We start from the raw sequence: 24,082 nt of genomic DNA on the forward strand, positions 1-24,082 counted from the left end.
TTAATTTCTAATTAACTAAAAGCTATGGCTTATTCTGATAAAGTAATCGATCATTATACCAACCCTAGAAACGTTGGTACTTTAGATAAATCTAAAAACAACGTGGGTACCGGCCTTGTTGGTGCTCCTGAATGTGGCGACGTTATGCGCCTTCAAATTGAAGTAGATGAGAACCAAGTAATTACAGACGCAAAGTTCAAGACGTTTGGTTGCGGATCTGCTATTGCTTCATCATCATTGGCTACAGAGTGGCTTAAAGGAAAAACAGTAGATCAGGCTTTGGCTATCGATAATATGGCCATCGTTGAGGAGCTTGCGCTTCCGCCAGTTAAAATCCACTGCTCTGTGTTGGCCGAGGATGCTATTAAAACAGCCATCAACGACTACCGCGTGAAAAACGGCCTCCCAGAGTTGGAGATGCCTAAGTCTCACCACTAAGAAACCCAGACTCTATGGAGTCAACTACAGATGTGCACGTAGAAAGTGTGCGTATTCAAAAGCAGATTGAGAACCACTTAGGTATAAGCGGTAGCAGTCTGCTTTTTGAATTCAGGCAACTTGATAACAAATTGCGCCTTGACCTGATCACGGTAAACCCGCGGCACCAGCAATCTTTCCTGTTTCACTCAGAGGTAGGTTACGACAGGCTGGATGTACTCCGGAAAATGCTGGAATATGTTACCAGTTACCGCGACATGGAGAGTTCTTATACTGTTCAGTGGATGTCCAGGGACGAAAAGGAACTGAACACGTCATACTTCAGGGCACGTAATATGTATGAGGCGCTTGATAAATTATACTTTGGCCGAGACATAAATACCATTACAGTGTTTAGTGTGGTGCTTAATCCTGTCTCCTAAATTTTGAATTATGATCACAGTATCAGATAAAGCAAAAGAGAAAGTTTTAAAGCTGAAGCAGGATGCGCAGCTCGACGACACGTTTCGTTTGCGCGCCTCTGTTGCGGGTGGTGGCTGCTCGGGCCTTTCCTATAACCTCGATTTTGACGACGAGGTAAAACCAATGGACCAGGAGTTCGAAGATAAAGGCGTAAAAGTAGTGGTTGATATGAAGAGCTTCTTATACCTGGCAGGCACTGAGTTGGACTTCTCGGATGGCCTAAACGGCAAGGGCTTTTTCTTTAACAACCCAAATGCCTCCCGTACCTGCGGCTGCGGCGACAGTTTCTCTGTTTAGACGCAAACACAATAAGTATAAAGCGAGGCTCTGCTTTTCAGCAGAGCCTCGCTTTATTTAAAGGAGCGCTATAGTTTCTCAAATCGATAAGCATGCCGCTTTCCATTCAAATCCAGCAATTGTAGTACATACATACCAGAGGGCAAACTGCGCACATCAAAAACGCCCGGCAAGGCTTGACCTGAAATTGCAAATTGCATGACATGCCTGCCCCGCATATCAACAATCAGCGCATTACTAAACGGTAAGTTAGCAGAGACATTGATCTCATCAGAAGTGATGGTTGGGTATACCTTAATAACATGATTTAAAGCACGGCTTACCGATACAATGCTGGAGTAAGTATACTTTTCATCATCATCAACCTGCTTTAGGCGGTAAAAGGAAGTGCCTGGCTGAGGGTTAGTATCAGTAAAAGTATACTTTGTTTGCCATTGGGTAGAGCCTTGCCCTTGCACTGAGCCTATTCCGTTAAAGTTGCGCCCGTCAGAGCTGCGTTCTATCTCAAAGTGGCTGTTTTTATCCTCGCTGGCTGTTACCCACTGCAGTTCTACAGCATCATCGCTATTTCTTGCTTTGAAGCTTACCAACTCTACAGGTAAAGGTGTAGGAGCGGCAACTGCCTCTATATTCCATTTCACAGATACGTCATCAATAGCTAACCCATGGTCGGCTTCTACCTCGTCTGCGTCTTTCCAGCGCAGCATCAGGTAGTGGCCAGCAGGTATATCCACAGATAGAATATGCTCCAACATGCGGCGGTTATCAGCGGCGTTCCCATTAAGTGCTCCGCCAGATTGATGAAACTTTGGACCGTAAAATTTCAATTCTGGAACCTCAGTCCAGCCTTTATCCGAATTGGGTGAGGGCACAAAAGTATCCTTACTGCTAGTAATCGCATACCAAAATGAGATAACATGCTGCCCCGCCGTGCTGTTAGATATACGCCATTGCTCGCCCATATAGTTAAGCTCCACAGATTTTATGGTGCTACCCGTATTGTTCTGCAGAAGCAAAGTGTAAGCAAACTCCCCGGCAGTAGAGGAACTCAGCGAACCTAGTGCTCTATCTGTAGAGTTGATGGCTCCATAGCTATACAGGCCTCCCGTATTCGCCGTACCGGGGTTTGCAGTGAGTGCATCAGTAGGCTTTGTTCTGTAGACGGCCCAGCCCGGGAAGTAATAAGCTCCGCTTGCCCAAACTCCCGCTCCTGTTGCAGGCATTCCGTCAAAATTTTGGCCATATTGATTATGTTGCAAACCCATACTTACTTGGGCAAAGCCATTGTTTGCCAGCAATAGACTACAGACCAAAGCAAGGAAGCCCCAGACAAACGTAAACGTTGTTCTCATCGAGTTTAAGGAATTTGCTGAAAGTATAAAATGATCGTTACAGGTTCGAAGCCGAAACCTTACTAATTTTCCTATAGTTCAATGCGTTTGCCCTTTTCGTATACTATTCTCAAAAATCAGTATTTATACAGATAGCTTATTTGGCAGTTCTAGAGATAAATAATTTATAGCTTGATATACACTATGGCTTTAACTGTTTTGGACTGATTATTTAAACACTAAATACTATTTATCAAGCAATTAGAATTTAATTCAAAATTTATAAACAATAGCTATAATGATATAATCTTAATTGATTTGATCAATAATTGATAAGGCAATAAATTTGAGGCATCAATAAGATACTTCAATTCTTTTTATATGAACGATAATGAAAAAAGCACACGCCTAACTACAGCTTCGGGGAAACCTGTTTATGAGTACGAAAACTCACAATCGGCTGGGCCGCGTGGACCACTGTTGCTGCAGGATTTTTTCCTGCACGAAAAGCTGGCGCACTTTAACCGGGAGCGTATTCCGGAGCGTGTCGTACATGCCAAAGGTTCTGGGGCTTACGGCACATTTACTGTTACCAATGATATCACAAAGTATACAAAGGCCAACCTATTTAGTGAGCTTGGTAAGCAAACGCGTATTTTCCTGCGCTTCTCTACAGTAGGTGGCGAAAAGGGAAGCGCCGATGCAGAGCGCGACCCACGAGGTTTTGCCCTGAAATTCTATACAGAGGATGGCAACTGGGACCTGGTAGGGAACAATACGCCAGTCTTCTTCATCAAGGACCCAAAGAAATTCCCAGATTTTATCCATACTCAAAAGCGCGACCCATACACTAACTGCAAGAGCGCAACCATGATGTGGGATTTCTGGAGCCTAAACCCGGAAAGCCTTCACCAGGTCATGATTCTAATGAGCGACCGCGGCACACCGGTTTCCTACCGCCACATGCACGGCTTTGGCAGCCACACGTTTTCGTTTATCAATGCTGAGAATGAGCGGTTCTTCGTAAAGTTCCATTTCAAGACAATGCAAGGCATTAAGAACTTTACGGACGCTGAAGCCACGCAAATGAAAGGCATCGACCCGGACCATGCGCAACGTGATCTAGTGGAGTCGATCGAGAACGGTGATTTCCCGCGTTGGGCCATGAAGGTGCAAATTATGCCAGAAGCTGAGGCTGCTACCTATAAATGGAACCCATTTGACCTCACAAAAGTATGGTCGCAGAAAGATTACCCGCTAATTGATGTAGGTGTGATTGAGTTGAACGAGAACCCTGACAACTTCTTTGCACACGTGGAACAGGCTGCGTTTGCACCAGCGCATATTGTAGATGGTATTAGCTACTCACCGGACAAGATGCTTCAAGGCCGTTTGCTTGCTTACCCAGATGCCCAACGCTACCGTTTAGGCGCTAATTACGAGCACATTCCAGTGAATCGTTGCCCATACATGGTATCAAACTATCAGCGCGACGGACAGATGCGCGTGGATGGTAACGGTGGTAGCCAACCAAATTACTTCCCGAACAGTTTCGATGGCGTGTATACCGATGAAAAGTACAAGCAGCCAGCCGAAGATCTGGGCCAGCATGTTGTTGCCGATTGGTTTGACCGCAATGCAGAAGGCGAAAACGACCATTATACCCAACCAGGCAACTTGTTCAGGTTAATGTCGGCGGAAGCAAGGCAGCACACAATCAGTAACATTGTAGGCGCCATGAAAGGTATTAGCGGCGAAAAGCGCGAACTGATAATTAACCGCCAACTTTGCCACTTCTTCCGGGCCGATATCAGTTTAGGGCTTGGCGTGGCGCAGGGCCTGGGGATTGATGTAACCCAGCACGCAGGTTCTATGATGCATGGTAATTAAAACCAACCATCTATAATCACTGAAAAGCAGTACCGATTATGGTACTGCTTTTTTTGTTTCTGCACTACATAAAAGTGCCGTTTTGGGCTTAGAAGTTTAAACGTAGCTGCGTTGGTGCAATATTAGAGCCATAAAACCGGAACTTTTAGTTCTAATGAATTGTATTAATTTATGTTACATGAATACATGTTCATATATGTAAGGGAGCTAATATTAACACACTATAGCATGAGCGGTTTAAAAGTAAGGTTCGAGCAGAAGAAACTAGAACGGGCAGCGTATGTGCTTAAAAGCGTGGCTCACCCCATTCGGATCAGCATTATTGACCTTTTGGAGCAACGCGATCGGCTGACGGTTAGCCAGCTTCAGGAAGTTCTGCAGATAGAGCAGTCACTTCTTTCTCACCACCTTACCAACATGCGCGATAAAGGTATAGTGAACACCCACCGCCAAGGGAAAAACGTCTTCTACTTTTTAAAAGACGCCACAATTACTGATATTATCGGCTGTATCAACGGCTGTAAGTTATTTTAGTGGCAGAGCTCAGCCTTCTCATTTGCATTGAAGGATAAGATTTATACTTTAGTAACTTCTCTGGATTCATCAACCGCGTTTTAGCATACACAAACATGAAAAACATTGCTTTAAGTATGATAGTGGCACTACTGCTTTTTAGTTGCACCGCCACGCAGCCACAAGGCCCCGTAGAAGTAAAAAACATGACGCCAACAGCCTTTAAATCCCAGCAAATGGGCCGTAAAACTGTTGTTATTGACGTGCGCACACCCGAAGAGTATGCTTCCGGCCATCTGGACGGTGCCTCTAATAGCGACTTCCGTAACGGTGACTTTGCCAGAGAGTTGGAAAACTGGGACAAGGACAAAGTGTACTACCTATACTGCGCCTCTGGTAACCGTAGCAGTAAGGCAGCAGCCTTGTTAAAAGAGGCAGGCTTTAAGCACATCTATAATCTTGGTGCATACCCTGACCTGAAACAAGCTGGTTTGCCAACAACCACCGAGGCAAACTAGTAAACTAACTGCCTAAACAGCTTTATGCATAGCTCCGCTGCCCAAAAGGCCGGAGCTTTTTTTAACCTAATACCAAAGTATACTTTAAGGCCATTCACGTTCTCCACAAACTATGGTAAGTATGGATTTATACTTTAAAAAGGAAATAATCCTATATTTCTTGCAACATCGCTATACATTGATGTATCTTTAATCGGAATTGGAGAAGTAGAAGTATGCGCGTATTACACACCTCAGACTGGCACCTAGGCCAGCGGCTCGTAAACCTGGAACGAACCGAAGAACACGAGCATTTCCTGAACTGGCTGCTGAAAACTATAGAGCAAGAGCAGGTAGAGGTATTGCTTATGTCTGGCGATGTGTTTGACAATGGCTCACCCTCCAACACCGCATTAAAACTTTACTACAACTTTCTGCGCCAGGTATGCGGCACCTGTTGCCGGCACATTATTATAACCGGCGGCAACCACGATTCCATCTCCACGCTGAACGCGCCAAAAGAGCTGCTTGAGTATTTCAACATCCGTGTTATTGGCGGGGCCTCGGCCAATCCGTTGGATGAACTGATTGAGCTGCATTGCGATAAAGGTGAGTTGCGTTTGGTAGTTTGTGCCGTACCTTTTCTGAGGGATAAGGATATTCGGCTCTCCATGCCCGGAGAGTCTTTTGAGGAACGCGAACAGCGCATTAAGCAAGGTATAGCTGCGCATTATGATGCCTTTGTGCCACACGTGCTCTCCTACAAAAGCCAGAATATTCCGGTAGTTGCCATGGGGCATCTATTTGCTGCCGGGGGCTCTGCTTCAGAAAGCGAAAAAGAAATACACGTAGGCAATTTGGGCCAGATTGGAGCCGATCAGTTTCCGAAAGCCTTTGACTATGTGGCGTTGGGCCACCTGCACCGGCCACAGCAAGTTAACAAAACGCACCATATCCGCTACTCCGGTTCTCCTATTCCTTTAAGTTTCAGTGAAGTCTCTGATACCAAGGTCATTTTTATACTTGATTTCAAGGATGGCAGGCTTGCTGACCTACGGGAAGTGGAAATACCGTGCTGCCGAAAACTCGTGCGGTTTAGGGGCTCCCTAGAAAAAGTGCTGGCGCACCTCGCTGCCTACGACAATGGTGCCTATACTTTGCCAGCCTGGGCCGAAGTTCAGCTGGAACTTGACGCCCCCCTACCCGACCTGAATCAGCGCCTGGAAGAGGTGCTCCAGCATCGTCAGCAGGAGCTTCAAGTGCTGATTCATAGGCCTCCGATTTACCAGAAAATGGCCCAAACGCTGGAGCAGCAGGTACATGAGGAGTCTGACTTACACATCCTTACCGAGAAGGATGTTTTCCTAAAACGCTGCCAAAGCGCCTTTCCAGATTCCGATCATAGCGAGCTAGTTTCCACTTTTTCAGAGCTTCTTGAGCTGATGCGCCAAGAAGTCGAAAGCTAAACCTGCACGGCTACTTTTGCCTGCCAGGCAATGTGATACGCTGGCTTCGTGCTCCTACAGAAGTATAACATCGCGTTGCGAAAGATAAATCTGCCAAACCCGAACGTAAAAAAGTTCTACCCATGAAAATCCTCTCTGTCCGCTTCCAAAACCTGAACTCATTAAAGGGTGAGCATGAAATACGATTCGACCAGAGCCCCTTGGCCGAGGCAGGGCTTTTTGCCATTACGGGGCCAACTGGGGCAGGCAAAACAACCATTCTGGATGCCATAACGGTGGGACTGTATGGTTTGGTGCATCGCCACAGCACGGATAAACCTTTGGAGCTGATGACCCGGCACACGGCAGAAAGTTACTCAGAGGTAACGTTTGAGGCTAATGGCAAAAAGTATCGCTCTAAGTGGCATTTGCGCCGCAGCCGTGGCAAAGCCGACGGCAACATTCAGCCGGTACACATGGAGCTGTTTGATTTTAGCGGGGATACGCTTTTCGACTTAAAGCCCAGCGAAGTGCCGGGAAAAGTGGCCGAACTGTGCGGGCTTGATTATAACCAGTTTCTCCGTTCCGTGATGCTATCACAGGGGGATTTTGCACGTTTCCTGAAAGCTAACCCGAACGAACGGAGCAGTTTGCTGGAGAAAATTACCGACACAGGCATTTACTCCCAAATATCACAGTACGCTTTTCAGAAAGCCAAAGAAGAGCGCCAGAAACGCGAAGACCTCGAGCGCCGCCTGCAGGATACGCAGTTGCTGCCTGAAGAACAGCGCAGCGCTTATCAGCAAAGTATAGCCGACCTCCGAGACCAGGAAACGCAACAGGAAAACGCCATAAAAGCGCTGCAGGAAAAATTGCATTGGCTGCAGGCCGTGGCACAGCTGAAGGCACGGCAAACCCATCACCAGAAAGCACTGCAGTTGCAGGAGCAAAAGCTGGCAAGTATGCAGCCGCAGTTCCAGAAATTGCAGCAACACGAGCAGGCGCACCAATTTGTAGGTGAGCTTGCCGAAATACGCAACGCAAACAGTAAGGTATCGGAGGTTAAAGAAGAACTGCAGTTGCTCCAAAAACGCGTGCCTACACTGGAAACCGAACTGGAAGCTGCCGGAAGTATAGCCTCAGAAACTACCAAGCGGCAGCAGCAGCAGCAGGAGGCAATGCAAAAGCTGGAGCCGCTGTTGGCAAAGGTAAATAAGCTTGATCACCAGCTTTATACTATTAGGGAGGCGTACAGTAAAAATAAAACGGCCTATCTCTCTTTTGAAGAAGCGCTGGAGCTACAAAAGCAAGAGCTGCAGGCAAGGCAAACCCAACTGGAGGCACTCACCAACGAAGCTACAAGTATAAAATCCTGGCTAGAGCAACACACCAAGCTTCAGGATTTAAAAGAAAACTTGCCAGACCTACGCGCCACCCTACGTGATTTGCAGGAAGCGGAAAAGCTTATAGAACGCACCCAGCAGGAAGAGAAGGAGCACCTGCAACAAAAGGAACAGGATGCACAGCAACTTCTTTCCCTGCAGCAGGAACAGGCCCAACTCAACCAAAGGCAAGTGCAGCTTCAGGCATCTCATACCGAGAAGCTGGCAAATTTGCAAAAATTGCTTGAAGGCAAAGAGCTTCAGGACTTAGAAGCAGCTGCGCAACAGCAGCCCGCGCTGGTGGCCCGCTACGAACGTATGCAGGAACTTGCCCAACAGCACACCACCCAGCAGCAGAAGCTCCAAAACATAACGAAGCAATTGGCTCTGCACCAAAACCAGGAGCAGCAGTGGCAACTGCAATTACAGGAAATTGCCGCAAAACACACCCTAGCCCAAGAGCACCTGGAGGCTCTGCAGAAACTTGTTGCTCTGCAGCAGCAGATCCAGCAATACGAAGAGGCGCGCCATACATTGCACCAGGGAGAACCCTGCCCCCTTTGCGGGTCCGAGGAGCATCCTTTTGCTGAACACGGCTATACCTTTGACCTGCCTGAAGAAGTTAAAAAGCGGGACCAGCAGCAGGAGCTTGTCAAAGCATTGGAGAAAAGTATAAACCAGCTCCAGCTACAGATCAGCAGCTTAAAGCAGCAGCAAACTTTGGCACATACTACCAAGTCAGAAACTGAAAGCGAAATTAATCGCCTAAGCCAGTTATTCGGCCAACTTACCGCTGGGTTGCCACAATCCTTACACATTAACCAGGCTGAAGAAGTAACCGCCTACCTGCAACAGCACCGCAACACCGCTAATGCCCTGCAACAGCAGTTGGCCCAGGCACGCACATTAAGCCGCGAACTGGAAAGTATGAAACAGCAGCAACAATATAACCGCGAGGCGCAGGTGCAGGCACAGGCAAAGTTTAACCAACTGGAGCAGTCAGGTAGATTGCTGAATAATCAGTTACAAAAACTGCAGGTTTTACTTACCGATGCCCGGGAACAACAGCAAGTGCACACCGAAACCGCTCAGTCGTTTGCTGCCGCATATGGGCAAATGTATAAACCGGACCAGCGCGAGCAGCTCATCCAATCTTTAGAACAGCTATCGGTGCAGTTTTCTCAAAAACAGATTGCCCTTCAGGATATGCGCGAGAAATACATTGAGCTGAAGGAAGTGGTTAGAAGTATGAATAACCGTGTGCAGGAGCTGGAAAAAGAACATCAGGAGCGAAAAGCTGCCCTGAAAGAAGAGCACGAGCAATTAACACAGCTAAAAGAAGAACGCCAACAGCTTTTCGGTGATAAAGACCCGGAACAGGAGCGGCAAAGTGCCGCAAAAGCACTTAGAGTCTGCGCCGAGCAGGCCGAAGCGGCACGTGCCAAACAAAAACAAAAGCAACAGGAGCTACAGGAGGCGCGTAGCCGGCACAGCGAATGCCAACACAAACATCAGCAGCATACTTCAGTGTTAGAAGAGCTGCGCCAGGGGCTGATGGTTGTTCTCCGTCAAAAAGGTATAGAAACAATTGAGGCGCTTACACAGATGCTGCTGGAGCGCGATGAGGCAGACCGGCTTGCCAACCTGAAAGCCCAGGCAGAAAAACACCTGACAGAGCTACGCAAATCCTGTAGCGATGTGAAAGAAGAGCTGGCACAGCAGGAAGCAAAGCTCCTAACCGTTGATACAATAGACACACTGGAGCAGCAGCAGCGCCACAACGCAGAAAAGCAGCGCGAACTTATCGCCCAACGTGCACGGTTAGAGCAGTTGCTAGAGCAGGATGCTAAACAGCGCGACAAGAATAAAGAGCTTGCCTTGCAGCTTCAAACGCAGCAGCAGGTATACCATCGCTGGGCACAGTTATCAGACCTTATTGGTTCGGCGGAAGGCACCAAATTCAGCAGGTTTGCACAGGGTCTTACGCTGGCAAGGCTGGTGGAGCTGGCAAACCGCCACCTGCAAAAGCTTAACGACCGCTACCGCATCTTAAAATCCTCTGCCGAAGACCTGGAACTGCTTATAGTAGATACTTATCAGGCCGAAGCCATTCGCCCTATGAATACTTTATCGGGTGGCGAGAGCTTTCTGGTGAGCCTTGCCCTCGCCCTGGGCCTCTCCGACCTTGCCGGGCGGCGTACCCAGATTAATTCCCTGTTTATAGATGAAGGCTTTGGCACACTGGATGCTGAAACGTTGGATGCTGCCATCTCTACCTTGGAAAATTTACAGGCAAGCGGTAAAATGATCGGTATCATATCGCACGTGGAAGCCCTTAAAGAGCGGATCCATACACAGATAAAAGTACAACGCCAACCCGGAGGAGTTAGCAAAGTAGAGGTTGTGGGATTATAGATATGAGGCTCAGAGCATTAAGTTGCAGGAAACTATATCAGGCTCAACTAAAAAAAGATGTATTGTAAGCTTAAAATATTTGCATATTACATTTTTCGTTTCATAAATTGTGCTTCTATAATTAACCTACATATTCAATCAAATGAAAACAAACTCTACTCGCTTAGCCAGCTTTCTGCTGGCAATTGTACTGCTGTGCTCTAGCTGTGCCTCTGGTTACAAAGCTGTAAAACCAGAAGCTTTTTACTACAATGCTCAAACTGAAACCGATGGCATTGCCTTTAACTACAAGTATGATGTGTATGGCAGCACCGGCAATAAAAAATATGCTAAGCGCGAGAAGAAAAAGCTGATACAAGTAGTGGCAGTTAAAATTATAAACAACAGTGGCCGCATTCTCGATGCCTCGCAAGATATTCAATACTATGTAGGCCAGCAGCAAGTAATGCCTGTTGCCCCTGAAGTAGTGCATAGCCTAATTAAACAGAGCACTCCATCTCACTTGCTGTACCTGCTGTTATTTCCGGTAACTCTTACAAGCACCACAACTGTCAACAACATGGAAACTGAGCGGAATTCATTTCCTATCGGTCTAATTTTAGGCCCAGCACTGGCAGGCGTAAACATGATTGTAGCCAGTTCAGCCAACCAGAAAATGCTTCAAGACCTGAAAGACTATAACTTGGCTAATCGCAAAATTATGCCCGGCGAAACTGTGTATGGCATGTTTGGCCTCTCCAACAGCGGCTATAACCCTATCTCTATTAAAGTGAAAGAATAAGACTGTTATTTTAGATTTAAAAGGCTGGCACAAACTTATTTGCGCCAGCCTTTTAATTTTCGAGGTACACATGTTCTGAGTAAGATATGTACTAAGCCCTGCTCCCTGCTAAGGTATTTAGTGGACTTTTTTATACTTTGTTGCTGTTGGCTAAGTATAGCGATACCTTTGTGTATAGCTTATTTGTAACACCAGACACTTCCAATGAGAAAATACCTATACTTGCCACTTCTGGCTCTTGGGCTACTCTCCTGCCAAAGCGACCATAAGGATGCGCAGCAGCAGTTTCGCGAACGCCAGGAGGCCATCCTCGATAAATCAGAGCCGGAAGCCCCCCTTGAAACTGCAGAAGACCCGGGAGAAGTATTGCCCAACAGCACAGAAGAGTTAACCCGTAGCACAGACCAGCCGGCAACCACTACCGGCGATAAAGTAATTGGCGTGAAAGATGGTGATACCGTTGAGCTGCTCAGAAACGGGGAAAAGCTGACTGTACGCCTTTATGGAGTGGATACGCCCGAGAAAGCACAAGCATATGGCCAAAGAGCGAAACAGTTTACCTCAGACCTTGCGTTTGGCAAGCAGGTCCGCCTTATTATCCATAACACAGACAGATATGGCCGCACCGTTGGCACAATCATACTCCCTAATGGGCGCAGCCTGAACGAGGAACTGGTAAAGAATGGCTATGCCTGGCACTATAAAGCTTACTCTAAAGATGTTAACTTAGCTAATGCCGAGACCGACGCCCGCCGCTTTAAACGTGGCTTGTGGCAGGACGCAAACCCCATTGCCCCCTGGGATTACCGTAAGGAAAAGCGCAGCGGCAACAGCACGGCTACATCAAGTACTGCCAATGCTCCCATACCTGCTGGCGCTACCAAACGCACCGTATATTTGTGCAATAGCTCCGGCTCAAGCGTTTACCACCTTGATTCGGACTGCTATGTGTTAAAGCGTTGCAAAGAAGAGGTAATTAAAACAACTGAGGCATCTGCAATCCGTGAGTATGGCCGCCGTGCCGATAAGACCTGCAGCAAATAATATTTAATGACTGTTTAAAAAGTAAATATCAGCTACCAGACCCTACTTTTATGAAACTTACCCTTACAACGCATGCAGTAAGCAGATTCGGAAAACTTGCCTCTATGATTCTATGTTTGGCATTTTTCTCGTGCCAGCAGCAAGAAACAGCTGATGATGCTACTGCTACAGCTAAATCTCCTGCGCCTGAGATTGCAACCAGTACGAGCGAGCCACGACCTGCACCAGCGTTTTATGTTGTGCCGGAGAAGCTACTAGAAAAACGCGTTTGGATCTGCGAAGATGGGTCTGCGGATGTTTTCCACCTTAAGCACGATTGCCCAATACTCATCCAGTGCAAGGGCAAAGGCTCTTTTAGAAATTTATTGCTACCAAAAGCCATAGAAGACTATGGCCGGTATAACTGCCAGGAATGCAGCAAAGAGCTAGACCATATATTTGACGAAGAAACTGTTAGAACCATTAAAGGCTAGGACAATAAAGGCTCTGCAAATGCAGAGCCTTTATTGTCCTAGCCTTTAATCTTTGTACCCATGCAAAACCAGCAGCGGAACTTCTGCTTGGTAGGTCATTCGCTCGGCCAGGCTCTGTGAAAAGAGACTTCTCAGAAAACCCTTCTCTTTGCGCACGATGGCAAGTATATTTCCACCAGCTTCCCTGTAAAACTGCTTCAGGCCTTCGTCACGGTGCTTGCTCAAAACCTCCTGCACCGAAAGCGGCACATTTGGAAATAGCTCACGCAACTCATTCCAGAAATGCTCTGCATCTTCGCCATCAGGCTCGCGGCCATCTTTAACTACGTGCACTACATCAATTTTAGCACTGAAATAACTTCCGAGTTCGACTACTTCCTTTAAAGCATTTCTATCCTCTGGGCTGTAATCTGAAGCATAGATAATATGTTCCATCTTTGGATCAGGTGCAGTTTTGGGCACCGAAAGCACAGGGCATTTCACTTCTTCAATAACAGCTTCCGTATTGCTCCCTATCAGCAATTCTTCTACAGTGTTATCGCAGCCAGTAGTACCCATCACAACCATATCATACCCTTCCTGTGCAGTTAGGTGGTCGGTAATATCGGTAAGCAAAGCTTCCTTTAGGAGGTAATCACACGTAAATCCCCCATCTCTGTTAGCGCCGTGCTTTTGCTCTAAGAGCATCACCATCGATTTTAGCTTTTCTGCGGCACTACGCATCTGCTCCCCCAGCAGTTCGCTTGCCACTAAAGCCGTTTCCGATGTATCGACAATAGGCAGGTGTACTACATGGATAAGAGTCAGGTGTGCCCCGGCATGCTGCGCCATGTACACAGCATACTCCACAGCCTTTCCCGAGGTAGCGGAAAAGTCTGTGGGACATAGTATCTTTTTCATGTTTGTATTTGATTTGTTGTAGTTTGTATTATTATATCCCCATTTTTCTATGTATACGCGCGTCTAGCCAAGAGATAGAACTTTATTTCAATAATCTGTGAATGCATTTGAAGAAGTGCTGAAACAACAAAGTATAAACATCAGATTAGTAATAGCATACACCTATTTTGCATTTCAGGTTCTTTCATAATATTTTATAGATTCTTTCTCTAACTCTTCAGCAAAATACTAAAGCCCCACCTGTTAACTATAACGGGTGGGGCTTTATACTGAAGGTAAGAACTCGGCTATCAACCTGTCATGAGTGCGCCCGGAGACTGCTCTTGGTTAGTGTTTGCCTGCACTAGTCGGTCCAGCATATCTCTGGCTTCCTGGCAGGTGTCCACGTGGTACTTAGCCACCGACGAAGCATTACCTACTTTTATAGTATAGGCCTCGCGAGGCATCGCTTTAAAGATATCTTCATCGCCCCAGTCATCACCTATGGCCATAACAAACTTATGCGGGAACTTACTTAGCCAATAGCTCGATGCCTTGCCTTTATTTATCTCTTGCGCTTTCACCTCAACAGCCATTTGGCCATCCAGCACCTGCAGGTTACTGTTAGATGCCAAGAAGTTTAGGTGGCTCACCAATTCGCGTGCACGCAGTTCGCCTAAGCCGGTTTCTACCCGGCGGTAATGCCACACCAACGAGTACTCCTTTTCTTCAATGAATGATCCTGGCGTACGGTCTACGTATAGATCCAGGATCAGGCGAATGTCTTTTTTCCAGTCGTCCATTAGGCTTAGCATGGTTTGCCAGCCTGTGCCGCGCTGTTTTATCCAAACACCGTGTTCTGCAATAATATCGATGTTGAGATGCCCCAGCCAATCCTGCATAGTAGCTTTCTCGCGGCTGCTCATAACTACAACGCGGTTCTTCGGGCTGCTGCTTAGGCGCTCCAGCAAGGCCATCAGGTCATCGTCAGGGCGTGCCATCAGTGGCCTGTTGCGGTAATCTACTAAAGCACCATCATACTCAAGGAAGAATAGGCGCGAGCTAGCCGATTCGTAAGCATCGCTCATTTCCAAGAAGGTAGACTCGTCGAGGTAAGATGTGGCCAGCGATAGCTGCTTGATCTTAACATAAGACAGGCGATCCATAAACATGCTCACCCAGTGGTGGATGTTATAGCGCTGCAGCGATTCCTGCATGTTGCGCATGTGCACAACTTGCTGATCTTCGGGCATAGTCAGCGCCTGGTGGATGGCCTCAACCATCTGGTTTATATCATTCGGGTTGATCAGGATAGCATCGGAAAGCTCTTTGGAGGCACCAGCCATCTCACTTAAAATCAGAACACCTTTTTGATCTAATTTACTGGCTACATACTCCTTGCACACCAAGTTCATTCCGTCGCGCATAGGTGTTACTAGCGCTACATCGGCCATGCGGTAGAAGGCAGATAGCGTTTCCAGCGGATAAGACCGGTAGAAATACTGTATTGGGTTCCAGCTTATGTGGCTGTACTTACCGTTTATACGGCCCACCATCTCATCTACCTCCTCTTTCAGTTCTTTATACTTCTCAACAGCATCGCGGCTAGGCACTACCAGCATCAGCAGGGTTACCCGCTCATGAAACTCAGGGTAGCTCTCCAGAAACATCTCGAAAGCCCGAAGGCGTTGAGCAATGCCCTTAGAATAATCGAGGCGGTCAATGGAAAGTATGATTTTTTCGGCATTTAGGTTGCCACGGTAGATGCGTTCTCTTTTCTTAACTTCCTCCAGAGCAGCGGTGCCCGAATATTTTTCATAGTCGATTCCCATCGGAAAGGAATCTACCAGCATGGAGCGGTTAGGTGTGTTTATCCAGCCGTGCATGCTACCATAACCTACGATTCGATTTACAGAGCTCAGGAAGTGGCGCATGTCGTCATAGGTATGAAAGCCCACTAAGTCAGAACCCAGCATACCTTCTAGCAGTTGCTTACGCCAGGGTAGCAGGCGGAATACTTCATAGCTAGGGAACGGGATATGCTGAAAGAAGCCAATAGTGCTGTCCGGAAGCTTTTCACGGAGCATACTTGGCAACAGCAGCAACTGGTAATCGTGCACCCAAATAGTATCTTCAGGGCCGGCCTGAGCCACCACCGCATCGCAATACTTCTGATTTACTTCCACGTAGGTTTCCCACAGCTGCTGGTCGTAGATGGCATACTGGCTGAAGTAGTGGAATGTGGGCCAGAGGGTTTCGTTACTGAAGCCTTCGTAGAACTCCTTGATCTCGGTTTCGGTGAGGAAAACGGGATGCATGTTTTCGGGTTTCAGGTCGGTGGTTATCTGCTCTTGCTTCGCTTCCTCAGTAACTACCAAACCGGGCCATCCAATCCAAAGGTTGTCGCCTTTTTTATAGATTGAGCCTAAGCCGGTCGCCAACCCCCCTTCACTTGACTTGTAGCTCAGTTCGCCGTCTTTCTCTTGTAGTTTTACAGGTAACCTGTTAGAAACGATAATCAGTTTTGCCATGCGTTGTGGTAATTTTCTTAGCAGCCAGTGCAGCAGGTATTTGGGCGCGGAAAGGAACTGCAGCCGTATGCTAAGTTAGGTTTATCTCCAGCGGTTGACACACATCAACCTAAAGCACATACGTAGATTTTGCGCCTCACGTTCTCTAATATATCAATTTATATATTAACAAAAAAGTGCATCCTGATTCTCTGTCAGTTATAACCATTACGGCAAATACTAAGTATTTCCCCTGATAAAGTAAGAGTTTACGCACCCATGAAATACCTATTATCAATTTACGAGCGCTACCAGGGAGAATTTGCGGGCTTGGCCATACTTGGGGTAGCAGTTATGCTCGGCATACTTACCAAGTTCCTGTTATTTAAGCTCTTGAACCTGTTTAACCGCCGCGAGAACCCCGTAACGGTAAAGTCACTGACAAGGCACCTGAACGGGCCGCTCTCATTTTTCATGCCGCTACTTTTCGTTTCTATTGCCTTACCCTTGCTGCCTTACAGCCCTACTTTGCTGCGTAGCTTGCGGCGCCTGACTGAGATCCTGGACATTATTGCGTTTGCCTGGATCCTTGTAAAGCTGACCGACGTGGCCCGCGACCTGGTGCGCCACAAGTATGCTATCGAGAAACCAGATAACATGCGAGAGAGAAAGCTAATTACGCAGCTGCAGTTTCTCCGTAAGATTACGGTGGTCACCATCATCTTTCTGGCTACATCGCTTATACTTCTGAGCTTTGAGCCCGTGCGCAAGCTGGGCACCGGCCTGCTTACCTCAGCAGGCGTGGCTGGCATTGTCATTGGTTTTGCGGCTCAAACCTCTATTGCAAACTTACTGGCTGGCCTACAGATAGCATTCACGCAACCGATCCGCCTGGATGATGTGCTGGTGGTGGAAAAGGAGTTTGGCCGCGTAGAGGAAATAACACTTACCTACGTGGTACTGAAGCTCTGGGACAACCGCCGGCTCATACTTCCGTTGAATTACTTTATCCAAAACCCGTTTCAGAACTGGACCCGCACAGGCTCCGATATACTTGCCACCGTGTACTTGTACACGGATTACACTGTTGCCATAGAGCCACTTCGTAAAGAGTTTGACCGAGTACTTGCACACACCGACCTTTGGGACAAGCGCGTATCGGTGCTGCAGGTAACCGACTCGAAGGAGCGAACGCTAGAGCTGCGCGCACTCATGAGCGCAGCTAACTCAAGTATAGCCTGGGACCTGCGCTGCCATGTGCGCGAGAAACTGGTTGAGTTTATCCAGCGCAGCAACCCTACAGCCCTTCCCAAAACGCGCAGTGAGTTTGTGGGAGATAAATTGCCGCCACTGGCCGAGCTTTCGTAACTTGTGCATTCACTCTCGATCTCTGACCTAAGTATACATGATGAACTTTTTTTACGGTGTTGACCCGGTTATAATGAACTGGGTACTGATTCCTGCCTTAATCTTTTTTGCCCGCATCTGCGATGTAACGCTTGGCACGCTGCGCATTGTCTTTGTATCGAAGGGCAACAAAACGGTAGCTCCTATACTTGGCTTTCTGGAAGTGCTGATTTGGTTGGTGGCCATAACACAGGTAATGGAAAACCTGAACAACGTGGCTTCTTACCTGGCATGGGCCGGAGGGTTTGCCATGGGAAATTTCCTGGGCCTGCGCGTAGAGCAGAAGCTGGCCCTTGGCCAAATGGTAGTGCGCATAATTACAGTGGAGCCCGCTAACCAACTTATAGACCGCCTGAAAGGCCATGGCTATAGACTTACCTGTATTGATGCCCGCGGAACGCGCGGAAAGGTAAACCTGCTTTTCCTGATCGTGAAGCGTAAAAAGCTACAGCACGTCATTGATATCGTCCGGGACTATAATCCTCACGCCTTTTATTCTGTGGAGGACGTCCGCTCGGTGTCAGATCTGGAGGTAAATCAAAAGGAGTCCGAACGGCATACTTACCTACGCCGTGCGTTCCCGCTAAGAAAGAGCAAATGAGAAAATACAATTTAAGTACAAACGCCCTCCCTGAAGCAGTTTTATACTTCAGGGAGGGCGTTTGTACTTACTGGGGTTTATAACCTGATCAGCTTCTGAGCTTAAAGTAAACCACTGCCATCGGCGGTAATACCAGCGTCAGGGAGTGATTATGGCCATGGAAAGGCTCTGGTGAAGTATGGATGACATCTGGGTTGTGCTTGTTACTGCCACCATAGCGGCTATCATCAGAGTTGAACACCTGCACCCACTCCCCTCCGTGCGGCACACCCAAGCGGTAATGCTCATGCATGGCCGGCGTGAAGTTGCAAACCACTAACAGCTCTTCCTGTGTGTTGTTGCCTTTGCGCAGGAAACTTATTACCGAATTATGGGCATCGTTCAAATCTACCCATTGAAACCCTTGTGGATCGAAAGTATGCGCATACAGTGCCGGTTCCGCCTTGTAAACGGCATTTAGCTCCCGAAGCAGTTGCTGTATCCCCTGGTGGTAGCCAAACTGTAACAAATGCCAATCTAGGCTGCTGTCGTGGTTCCATTCACTGGACTGCGCCAACTCTGCCCCCATAAACATAAGCTTAGCGCCGGGGTGTGCATACATGTAAGCATACAACGCACGCAGGTTAGCAAACGCTTGCCACTCATCGCCGGGCATTTTGCGCAGCAACGACCCTTTGCCGTGCACCACCTCATCATGAGATAAAGGCAGCATAAACCGTTCGGAGAAAGCGTAGATTATACTAAATGTAATTTCACCCTGATGATAACGGCGGTAAATCGGGTCTTTGGAAAAATAGTCCAGCGTATCGTGCATCCAACCCATCATCCACTTCATGTTAAAGCCCAGGCCGTCGTGCTCCACTGCGCCGGTAACTGCGGGCCATGCCGTAGACTCCTCGGCAATGGTAAGTACTTCCGGGAAGTTGTCGTGCACCGCCTGGTTAAACTCCTTAAGCAACGAGATGGCCTCCAGGTTCTCCCGGCCGCCATGATCGTTCGGGATCCACTCGCCTTCTTTGCGGCTGTAGTCTAGGTATAACATCGAGGCAACTGCATCTACGCGCAGGCCATCCACGTGGTACTTATCCAGCCAAAACAAAGCATTGCTGATCAGGAACGAACGCACCTCGTTGCGGCCATAGTTAAAGATATAGCTGTTCCAGTCTGGGTGGTAGCCCTTGCGCGGGTCGGCGTGCTCAAACAGGTGCGTGCCATCAAAGTATGCCAGCCCATGCTCATCCGACGGGAAGTGCGATGGTACCCAGTCCATAATTACGCCAATCCCATTCTGGTGCAACACATCAATCAGGTGCATCAAATCCTGAGGAGATCCTAGTAGACTATGTGCGGCAAAATAACCGGTTATCTGGTAGCCCCATGAGCCGTTGAAGGGATGGTGCATCACAGGCATGAACTCCACGTGCGTAAAGCCCATGTCTTTTATGTAGGCCGGCAGTTCTTCGGCTAGCTCGCGGTAAGTAAGCGGGCGGTTATTGTCTTCCGGTTTGCGGCGCCAAGAGCCCAGGTGCAGTTCATACACGCTGTAAGGCTGCGGCTTGTCCAGCATATTTTTTCGGTGATCAACCCACTCCTGGTCCTGCCACTCATACTGCAAATCGTTAACCACCGACGCTGTTTGTGGTGGCACCTCTCTGCAAAAGGCAAACGGATCGCTCTTCTCAACGTGGTATAAGTGATATTTAGACTTAATGTGATATTTGTACATCACACCAGTTTGCACCTCCGGTATGAAGCCCTCCCAAATACCCGAGCCATCGTGCCGCACATGTAGCTGATGGCTATCGCGGCTCCAGCCATTAAACTCACCCATTACCGATACCTCATCCGCGTTGGGTGCCCACACCGCAAAGTATGTTCCCTTTTGCCCTGCCATTTCCATAAGGTGCGAGCCTAGCTTCTGATACAGCGAGTAATGTTTTCCCTCCCGGAAGAGGTATACATCGTAATCGGTGAAGCGGCTGGCATACCACACAGGCCTATCCTGCCGCTGCTCTGCAGGGGCTTCGTCCACTACTTTAGTTTTAGCCCTGCCACCGCCGCGCTTCATTTTAACTTTCTCCTGCACACCTCCCGATGAGGCGACAGGCACCACTAATTCAGTCTTGGTAGCTTCCTTTTTACTGGCTCGGCCCCGCTTGGGCTTCGTGTTTTCATCAGCGGCCTTGGTTGCAGGGGCACTAGCTTTAGCAGCAGTTTTTTTGCTGGCACGCTTTGCCGCAGGTTTTTTCTTGGTTACATCCTCCGCAGCGTTTGTCTCCTCTTTCTTTTTGCGTGAAGTAGTGGCTTTGGAAGTTATAGCTGTCGATACCTTGTTTATATCGTTAGTCTCGGTGGTTGCGCTTTCTTTTTTCTTAGCCATTCTTATACTTTTTCATGATGTATTTAATGCCTCTGATAGGGATTAGCACCCAATCCGGACGATTGTTCAGTTCATAACCCAGCTCATAGATAGCTTTCTCTAACAAGAAAGTATGAATGAGCACCTCGAAGTCATCTTCCTTAGGCGGCACAATGCCTGTGCCCATAGTTTTGCCCAGGTACGTGTGCATAAAGAAGCCGCTGGCGTAATGATACCACTGCTCCGCCCAAGCCTCCAAATAAGCTGAGTCTTCCTTACGCAGCCCTTCATGCTGAAACAGCGCGCTGTAAGCCGCATAATGGAACGATCGGATCATACCGGCCACATCGCGCAGGGCAGAGCGCTTAAGCCTACGCTCACTAAAGGTGCGCGCCGGCTCGCCTTCAAAATCGATAATGTAGAAATCCTTGCCCGTGAACAGCACCTGGCCTAAATGGTAATCGCCATGCGTCCGGATCTTCTGCGTATCAATTTTACGCGCGAAGATCATTTTCAAACGCTCAAGAATTTCTTCGCGCATTTGCAGCACTTCCTCTGCCTCGCCGCGCACGTGCTCCGGCAGGTTTGGCAAGTGCTTAGCCAGGCTATCGAAGTTACTCCTAACCAGCGAGGTCAGCGATGAGTAGAGCGAGCGTTGGTAATGCAGCGAGAAGTTTTCAGGGGTAAAGTCTTTATTATTGGTAACGGAACCCAACGCAAGGTGCATTTCTGCGGTACGCTGGCCCAGTAGTTCCACACGTTCCACGTGCGCGCCTCCAATCTGCATCTGCACCTCATCCGGGATTTCAGCAAAAGGCAATGGCCGCGACAACGAACCAGCTGGCGTTTTGGCTTTCACATGCTCGTTCTGCGTCAGGAGGCGTTCATACAAGCGTTTAAGCGCATCCCCAATATAGCTCCAGGCGTCGCCTTGGTTTGGCACCAGCTCCTGCAGCATCATCAGCACCATCGGCTGCTTTCCGCTTTCATGTTGCTCCAGTGAGCCCAGGTAGCGTGGCACATGGTCAAAACCGATCTGGTCGGTTAGCATTTGCACTACCTCTACATCCGGGTTCAGGGTACGGTCTAGCTTACGGTAGACCTTCATAAAGAAGGTGTTGTTGTACACAATAGATGTGTTGCTCTGCTCTCCCGACAGGATTTTAGAAGTAAGCGCCCCTTCAATGCCTTTCAGCTCCGCTGCTACGCCTTTGTTACTAAAACCTACCAAATCGGCTCCGTTATGCCGGAGGCGCTTCCGCTTCACCATCAGTTGCAGCAGCATATGACGGAAATCTTCGCTGTAGAGGGCATCGTAAAGTATACCTTCTTTTCCATCTACAGCCACGCGGGCAATTACGGCGTTGGAGTGATGATCGCGCAGCTCCTGCTCCTGCTCGCCTGTGGCAAAGGCAATCGGTAGTTGATAAAGCTCCGGCAGACCTTCGTTATAGCTAACTTCTACAAACAGCATCGCAGCCCCAATTTTGCCTAAAGGTAGCGGCATACTTTGGATGACCTGCATGCGCTGCAGGGTACGGGCCTTGCCGCCAAACCAGCGGCGCTGCCAGATGTATTGCGGAAGCACGCGGCTCTCCAGCTCGCGCAGCGTGTGGGCAGGCAGTTGCTGCTTTAAATTTGTTACCTGCATGGCAGGCTTGGCTTGATCCTTCTCCGATTCCTGCACCACTTCTTGCGGGCGCAGCTCCATCCAGTAGTAGCCGTGGCCACCAATGGTAAACAGGTATGGGTTCTCTTTTATACTTGGGAATTTGTTCTTGCTGAATACCTCCATTGGCACGTGGCTTTTGTAATCCTGCAAGTCAAGCTCTACGGCCTCCGGGAAGCGCGACAGGTTCGCGATCACAAGTATGGTTTCGTCTTCGTATTCGCGCACAAAAGCCAGCACTTTGGAGTTGCTCGGGTTCAGGAACTTTATAGTTCCTCGGCCAAAGGCTTTGTAGCGCTTGCGCATGTTTATAGTGCGGCGCATCCACCAGAGTAATGAGTTACCGTTGTGGTTCTGCGTATCTACGTTCACGGACTCATACTTATACTCCGGATCGATGATGACAGGCAGGTACAGCCGCTGCGGGTTAGCGTCTGAGAAGCCGGCGTTGCGGTTATCATCCCATTGCATAGGCGTGCGCACACCATCGCGGTCACCGAGGTAGTAATTGTCGCCCATACCAATCTCATCGCCATAGTATACCACCGGCGTGCCGCGCAACGAGAAGAGCAGCACGTTCATCAGCTCTATCTTGGCGCGGTCGTTGCCCAGTAGCGGGGCCAGGCGGTGGCGTATACCCAGGTTAATGCGTGCCTGCGGGTCTTTGGTGTATACTTTATACATGTAGTCGCGCTCCTCGTCAGTCACCATTTCAAGCGTCAGCTCGTCGTGGTTACGCAGGAACATGGCCCACTGGCAGCTTTCGGGTATGGCCGGCGTCTGGTTAAAGATGTCGATGATCGGGTAGCGATCCTCCATCTTCAAGGACATAAACAAGCGCGGCATAATCGGAAAATGGTAGTTCATGTGGCACTCGTCGCCCTTGCCAAAGTATGAGGCAGAGTCTTCGGGCCACATGTTAGCCTCGGCCAGCAGCAGTTTTCCGGTATGCTTCTGGTCTACGTGCGCGCGCAGCTTTTTCAGGAAATCGTGGGTTTCGGGCAGGTTTTCGCCGTTGGTTCCTTCGCGCTCAAACAAGTATGGCACGGCATCCAAACGGAAGCCATCCACGCCCAGGTCAAACCAATAGTCGAGTACCTTAAACACCTCCTTCTGCACGGCAGGGTTATCGTAGTTCAGGTCGGGTTGGTGCGAGAAGAAACGGTGCCAATAGTACTGCTCAGCCACTGGGTCCCAGCTCCAGTTGCTAGGCTCATAATCCGTGAAGATGATACGAACGTCCTTATACTTATTCGGATCATCACTCCAAACATACCAGTCGCGGTACTTAGAACCCTTTTTGGCACGGCGCGCACGCTGGAACCATGGGTGCTGATCAGAGGTATGGTTTATAACCAACTCTGTGATAACTTTTAGGCCACGCTTATGTGCCTCACGCACAAACACCTTAAAGTCCTGCATGTTGCCGTAACTCGGGTTTATACTGAGGTAGTCGGCAATGTCGTAGCCGTCGTCGCGCAGGGGCGATGGGTAAAAGGGCAGCAGCCAGATGGCCGTTACGCCTAAGTCTTCGAGATAATCCAGCTTCTGCATCAGGCCTTTAAAATCGCCGATGCCATCGCCGTTTCCGTCTTTAAATGCCTTTATATGAAGCTCATAAATGATCGCATCTTTATACCAGTGGATATTGTCGTCAAACTCGAATTTTTCGTCTGCCATAATTGTGGT

At 48.5% G+C, this 24,082-nt stretch carries 18 protein-coding genes; 13 read left to right on the top strand and 5 right to left on the bottom strand.

Annotation, left to right across the window (positions count from 1 at the left end; all coding sequences use genetic code 11):
* Positions 1–24: 24 nt before the first annotated feature.
* The 3 genes from iscU to D1627_RS01740 are packed head-to-tail and all read left to right on the top strand — an operon-like array spanning position 25 to position 1,197.
* Complete coding sequence (iscU, locus tag D1627_RS01730) at positions 25–438, top strand: Fe-S cluster assembly scaffold IscU (protein ID WP_119430486.1); 414 nt, start codon at positions 25–27, stop codon at positions 436–438.
* 14 nt (positions 439–452) lie between these two features.
* Positions 453–860 (top strand): hypothetical protein, encoded by a 408-nt coding sequence (locus tag D1627_RS01735; RefSeq protein WP_119430487.1) that lies wholly within the window; start codon positions 453–455, stop codon positions 858–860.
* A gap of 10 nt (positions 861–870) precedes the next feature.
* Positions 871–1,197: a HesB/IscA family protein gene (locus D1627_RS01740; RefSeq protein ID WP_101443507.1), complete on the top strand. Its 327-nt coding sequence runs from the start codon at positions 871–873 to the stop codon at positions 1,195–1,197.
* A 68-nt stretch (positions 1,198–1,265) separates the two neighbouring features.
* Here D1627_RS01740 and D1627_RS01745 read toward each other — a convergent pair whose 3' ends face one another.
* Positions 1,266–2,549 carry a T9SS type A sorting domain-containing protein gene (locus D1627_RS01745; protein WP_147383165.1) on the bottom strand — a complete coding sequence of 428 codons (1,284 nt, stop codon included), beginning with the start codon at positions 2,547–2,549 and terminating at the stop codon, positions 1,266–1,268.
* Positions 2,550–2,909: 360 nt separating this feature from the next.
* Here D1627_RS01745 and D1627_RS01750 point away from each other — a divergent pair, with 360 nt between their 5' ends.
* From D1627_RS01750 to D1627_RS01785, 8 genes are all read left to right on the top strand, one after another.
* Complete coding sequence (locus tag D1627_RS01750; RefSeq protein WP_119430489.1) at positions 2,910–4,418, top strand: catalase; 1,509 nt, start codon at positions 2,910–2,912, stop codon at positions 4,416–4,418.
* A 228-nt stretch (positions 4,419–4,646) separates the two neighbouring features.
* Complete coding sequence (locus D1627_RS01755; protein ID WP_119430490.1) at positions 4,647–4,952, top strand: ArsR/SmtB family transcription factor; 306 nt, start codon at positions 4,647–4,649, stop codon at positions 4,950–4,952.
* Between the two features lie 95 nt (positions 4,953–5,047).
* Complete coding sequence (locus D1627_RS01760) at positions 5,048–5,449, top strand: rhodanese-like domain-containing protein (protein WP_119430491.1); 402 nt, start codon at positions 5,048–5,050, stop codon at positions 5,447–5,449.
* A 215-nt stretch (positions 5,450–5,664) separates the two neighbouring features.
* On the top strand, positions 5,665–6,894 hold the full coding sequence (locus tag D1627_RS01765; RefSeq protein WP_119430492.1) for an exonuclease SbcCD subunit D C-terminal domain-containing protein: 1,230 nt from the start codon (positions 5,665–5,667) through the stop codon (positions 6,892–6,894).
* A 122-nt stretch (positions 6,895–7,016) separates the two neighbouring features.
* Positions 7,017–10,670: an AAA family ATPase gene (locus tag D1627_RS01770; protein ID WP_119430493.1), complete on the top strand. Its 3,654-nt coding sequence runs from the start codon at positions 7,017–7,019 to the stop codon at positions 10,668–10,670.
* A 142-nt stretch (positions 10,671–10,812) separates the two neighbouring features.
* Positions 10,813–11,451 (top strand): hypothetical protein, encoded by a 639-nt coding sequence (locus D1627_RS01775; protein ID WP_119430494.1) that lies wholly within the window; start codon positions 10,813–10,815, stop codon positions 11,449–11,451.
* 204 nt (positions 11,452–11,655) lie between these two features.
* Positions 11,656–12,495, top strand: coding sequence for a thermonuclease family protein (locus tag D1627_RS01780; protein WP_119430495.1), 840 nt, complete (start codon positions 11,656–11,658; stop codon positions 12,493–12,495).
* Positions 12,496–12,599: 104 nt separating this feature from the next.
* Entirely contained in the window at positions 12,600–12,968 is a 369-nt protein-coding gene (locus D1627_RS01785) for a hypothetical protein (protein WP_147383167.1), read from the top strand.
* Between the two features lie 45 nt (positions 12,969–13,013).
* Here D1627_RS01785 and D1627_RS01790 read toward each other — a convergent pair whose 3' ends face one another.
* Both D1627_RS01790 and D1627_RS01795 read right to left on the bottom strand, forming a co-directional pair.
* Entirely contained in the window at positions 13,014–13,868 is an 855-nt protein-coding gene (locus D1627_RS01790) for a universal stress protein (RefSeq protein ID WP_119430497.1), read from the bottom strand.
* Positions 13,869–14,158: 290 nt separating this feature from the next.
* Positions 14,159–16,378 carry a bifunctional alpha,alpha-trehalose-phosphate synthase (UDP-forming)/trehalose-phosphatase gene (locus tag D1627_RS01795; RefSeq protein WP_119430498.1) on the bottom strand — a complete coding sequence of 740 codons (2,220 nt, stop codon included), beginning with the start codon at positions 16,376–16,378 and terminating at the stop codon, positions 14,159–14,161.
* Between the two features lie 258 nt (positions 16,379–16,636).
* Here D1627_RS01795 and D1627_RS01800 point away from each other — a divergent pair, with 258 nt between their 5' ends.
* Both D1627_RS01800 and D1627_RS01805 read left to right on the top strand, forming a co-directional pair.
* Positions 16,637–17,725: a mechanosensitive ion channel family protein gene (locus D1627_RS01800; protein WP_119430499.1), complete on the top strand. Its 1,089-nt coding sequence runs from the start codon at positions 16,637–16,639 to the stop codon at positions 17,723–17,725.
* A gap of 37 nt (positions 17,726–17,762) precedes the next feature.
* The gene (locus tag D1627_RS01805; protein ID WP_233555477.1) at positions 17,763–18,365 is read left to right on the top strand and encodes a DUF2179 domain-containing protein; all 603 of its coding nucleotides are present in this window, start codon (positions 17,763–17,765) and stop codon (positions 18,363–18,365) included.
* Positions 18,366–18,453: 88 nt separating this feature from the next.
* On the opposite strand, the gene glgB is transcribed toward D1627_RS01805, so the two are convergent.
* Both glgB and treS read right to left on the bottom strand, forming a co-directional pair.
* Positions 18,454–20,433: a 1,4-alpha-glucan branching protein GlgB gene (gene glgB / locus D1627_RS01810; RefSeq protein WP_394342574.1), complete on the bottom strand. Its 1,980-nt coding sequence runs from the start codon at positions 20,431–20,433 to the stop codon at positions 18,454–18,456.
* A gap of 304 nt (positions 20,434–20,737) precedes the next feature.
* A complete protein-coding gene (gene treS / locus D1627_RS01815) occupies positions 20,738–24,073 on the bottom strand; it encodes a maltose alpha-D-glucosyltransferase (protein WP_119430502.1) in 3,336 nt (1,111 codons plus the stop codon).
* Positions 24,074–24,082 lie beyond the last annotated feature (9 nt).

Source organism: Pontibacter oryzae, from assembly GCF_003576375.1.
GTDB lineage: Bacteria > Bacteroidota > Bacteroidia > Cytophagales > Hymenobacteraceae > Pontibacter > Pontibacter oryzae.

Bases quoted from the DNA above. Each gene is read 5' to 3' on its own strand.
- D1627_RS01780 (WP_119430495.1), top strand. From the start codon at position 11,656: ATGAGAAAATACCTATACTTGCCACTTCTGGCTCTTGGGCTACTCTCC.
- D1627_RS01785 (WP_147383167.1), top strand. From the start codon at position 12,600: ATGATTCTATGTTTGGCATTTTTCTCGTGCCAGCAGCAAGAAACAGCT.
- D1627_RS01760 (WP_119430491.1), top strand. From the start codon at position 5,048: ATGAAAAACATTGCTTTAAGTATGATAGTGGCACTACTGCTTTTTAGT.
- iscU (WP_119430486.1), top strand. From the start codon at position 25: ATGGCTTATTCTGATAAAGTAATCGATCATTATACCAACCCTAGAAAC.
- D1627_RS01800 (WP_119430499.1), top strand. From the start codon at position 16,637: ATGAAATACCTATTATCAATTTACGAGCGCTACCAGGGAGAATTTGCG.
- D1627_RS01735 (WP_119430487.1), top strand. From the start codon at position 453: ATGGAGTCAACTACAGATGTGCACGTAGAAAGTGTGCGTATTCAAAAG.
- D1627_RS01790 (WP_119430497.1), bottom strand. From the start codon at position 13,868: ATGAAAAAGATACTATGTCCCACAGACTTTTCCGCTACCTCGGGAAAG.
- D1627_RS01795 (WP_119430498.1), bottom strand. From the start codon at position 16,378: ATGGCAAAACTGATTATCGTTTCTAACAGGTTACCTGTAAAACTACAA.
- D1627_RS01745 (WP_147383165.1), bottom strand. From the start codon at position 2,549: ATGAGAACAACGTTTACGTTTGTCTGGGGCTTCCTTGCTTTGGTCTGT.
- D1627_RS01770 (WP_119430493.1), top strand. From the start codon at position 7,017: ATGAAAATCCTCTCTGTCCGCTTCCAAAACCTGAACTCATTAAAGGGT.
- glgB (WP_394342574.1), bottom strand. From the start codon at position 20,433: ATGAAGCGCGGCGGTGGCAGGGCTAAAACTAAAGTAGTGGACGAAGCC.
- treS (WP_119430502.1), bottom strand. From the start codon at position 24,073: ATGGCAGACGAAAAATTCGAGTTTGACGACAATATCCACTGGTATAAA.
- D1627_RS01750 (WP_119430489.1), top strand. From the start codon at position 2,910: ATGAACGATAATGAAAAAAGCACACGCCTAACTACAGCTTCGGGGAAA.
- D1627_RS01755 (WP_119430490.1), top strand. From the start codon at position 4,647: ATGAGCGGTTTAAAAGTAAGGTTCGAGCAGAAGAAACTAGAACGGGCA.
- D1627_RS01740 (WP_101443507.1), top strand. From the start codon at position 871: ATGATCACAGTATCAGATAAAGCAAAAGAGAAAGTTTTAAAGCTGAAG.
- D1627_RS01775 (WP_119430494.1), top strand. From the start codon at position 10,813: ATGAAAACAAACTCTACTCGCTTAGCCAGCTTTCTGCTGGCAATTGTA.
- D1627_RS01805 (WP_233555477.1), top strand. From the start codon at position 17,763: ATGATGAACTTTTTTTACGGTGTTGACCCGGTTATAATGAACTGGGTA.
- D1627_RS01765 (WP_119430492.1), top strand. From the start codon at position 5,665: ATGCGCGTATTACACACCTCAGACTGGCACCTAGGCCAGCGGCTCGTA.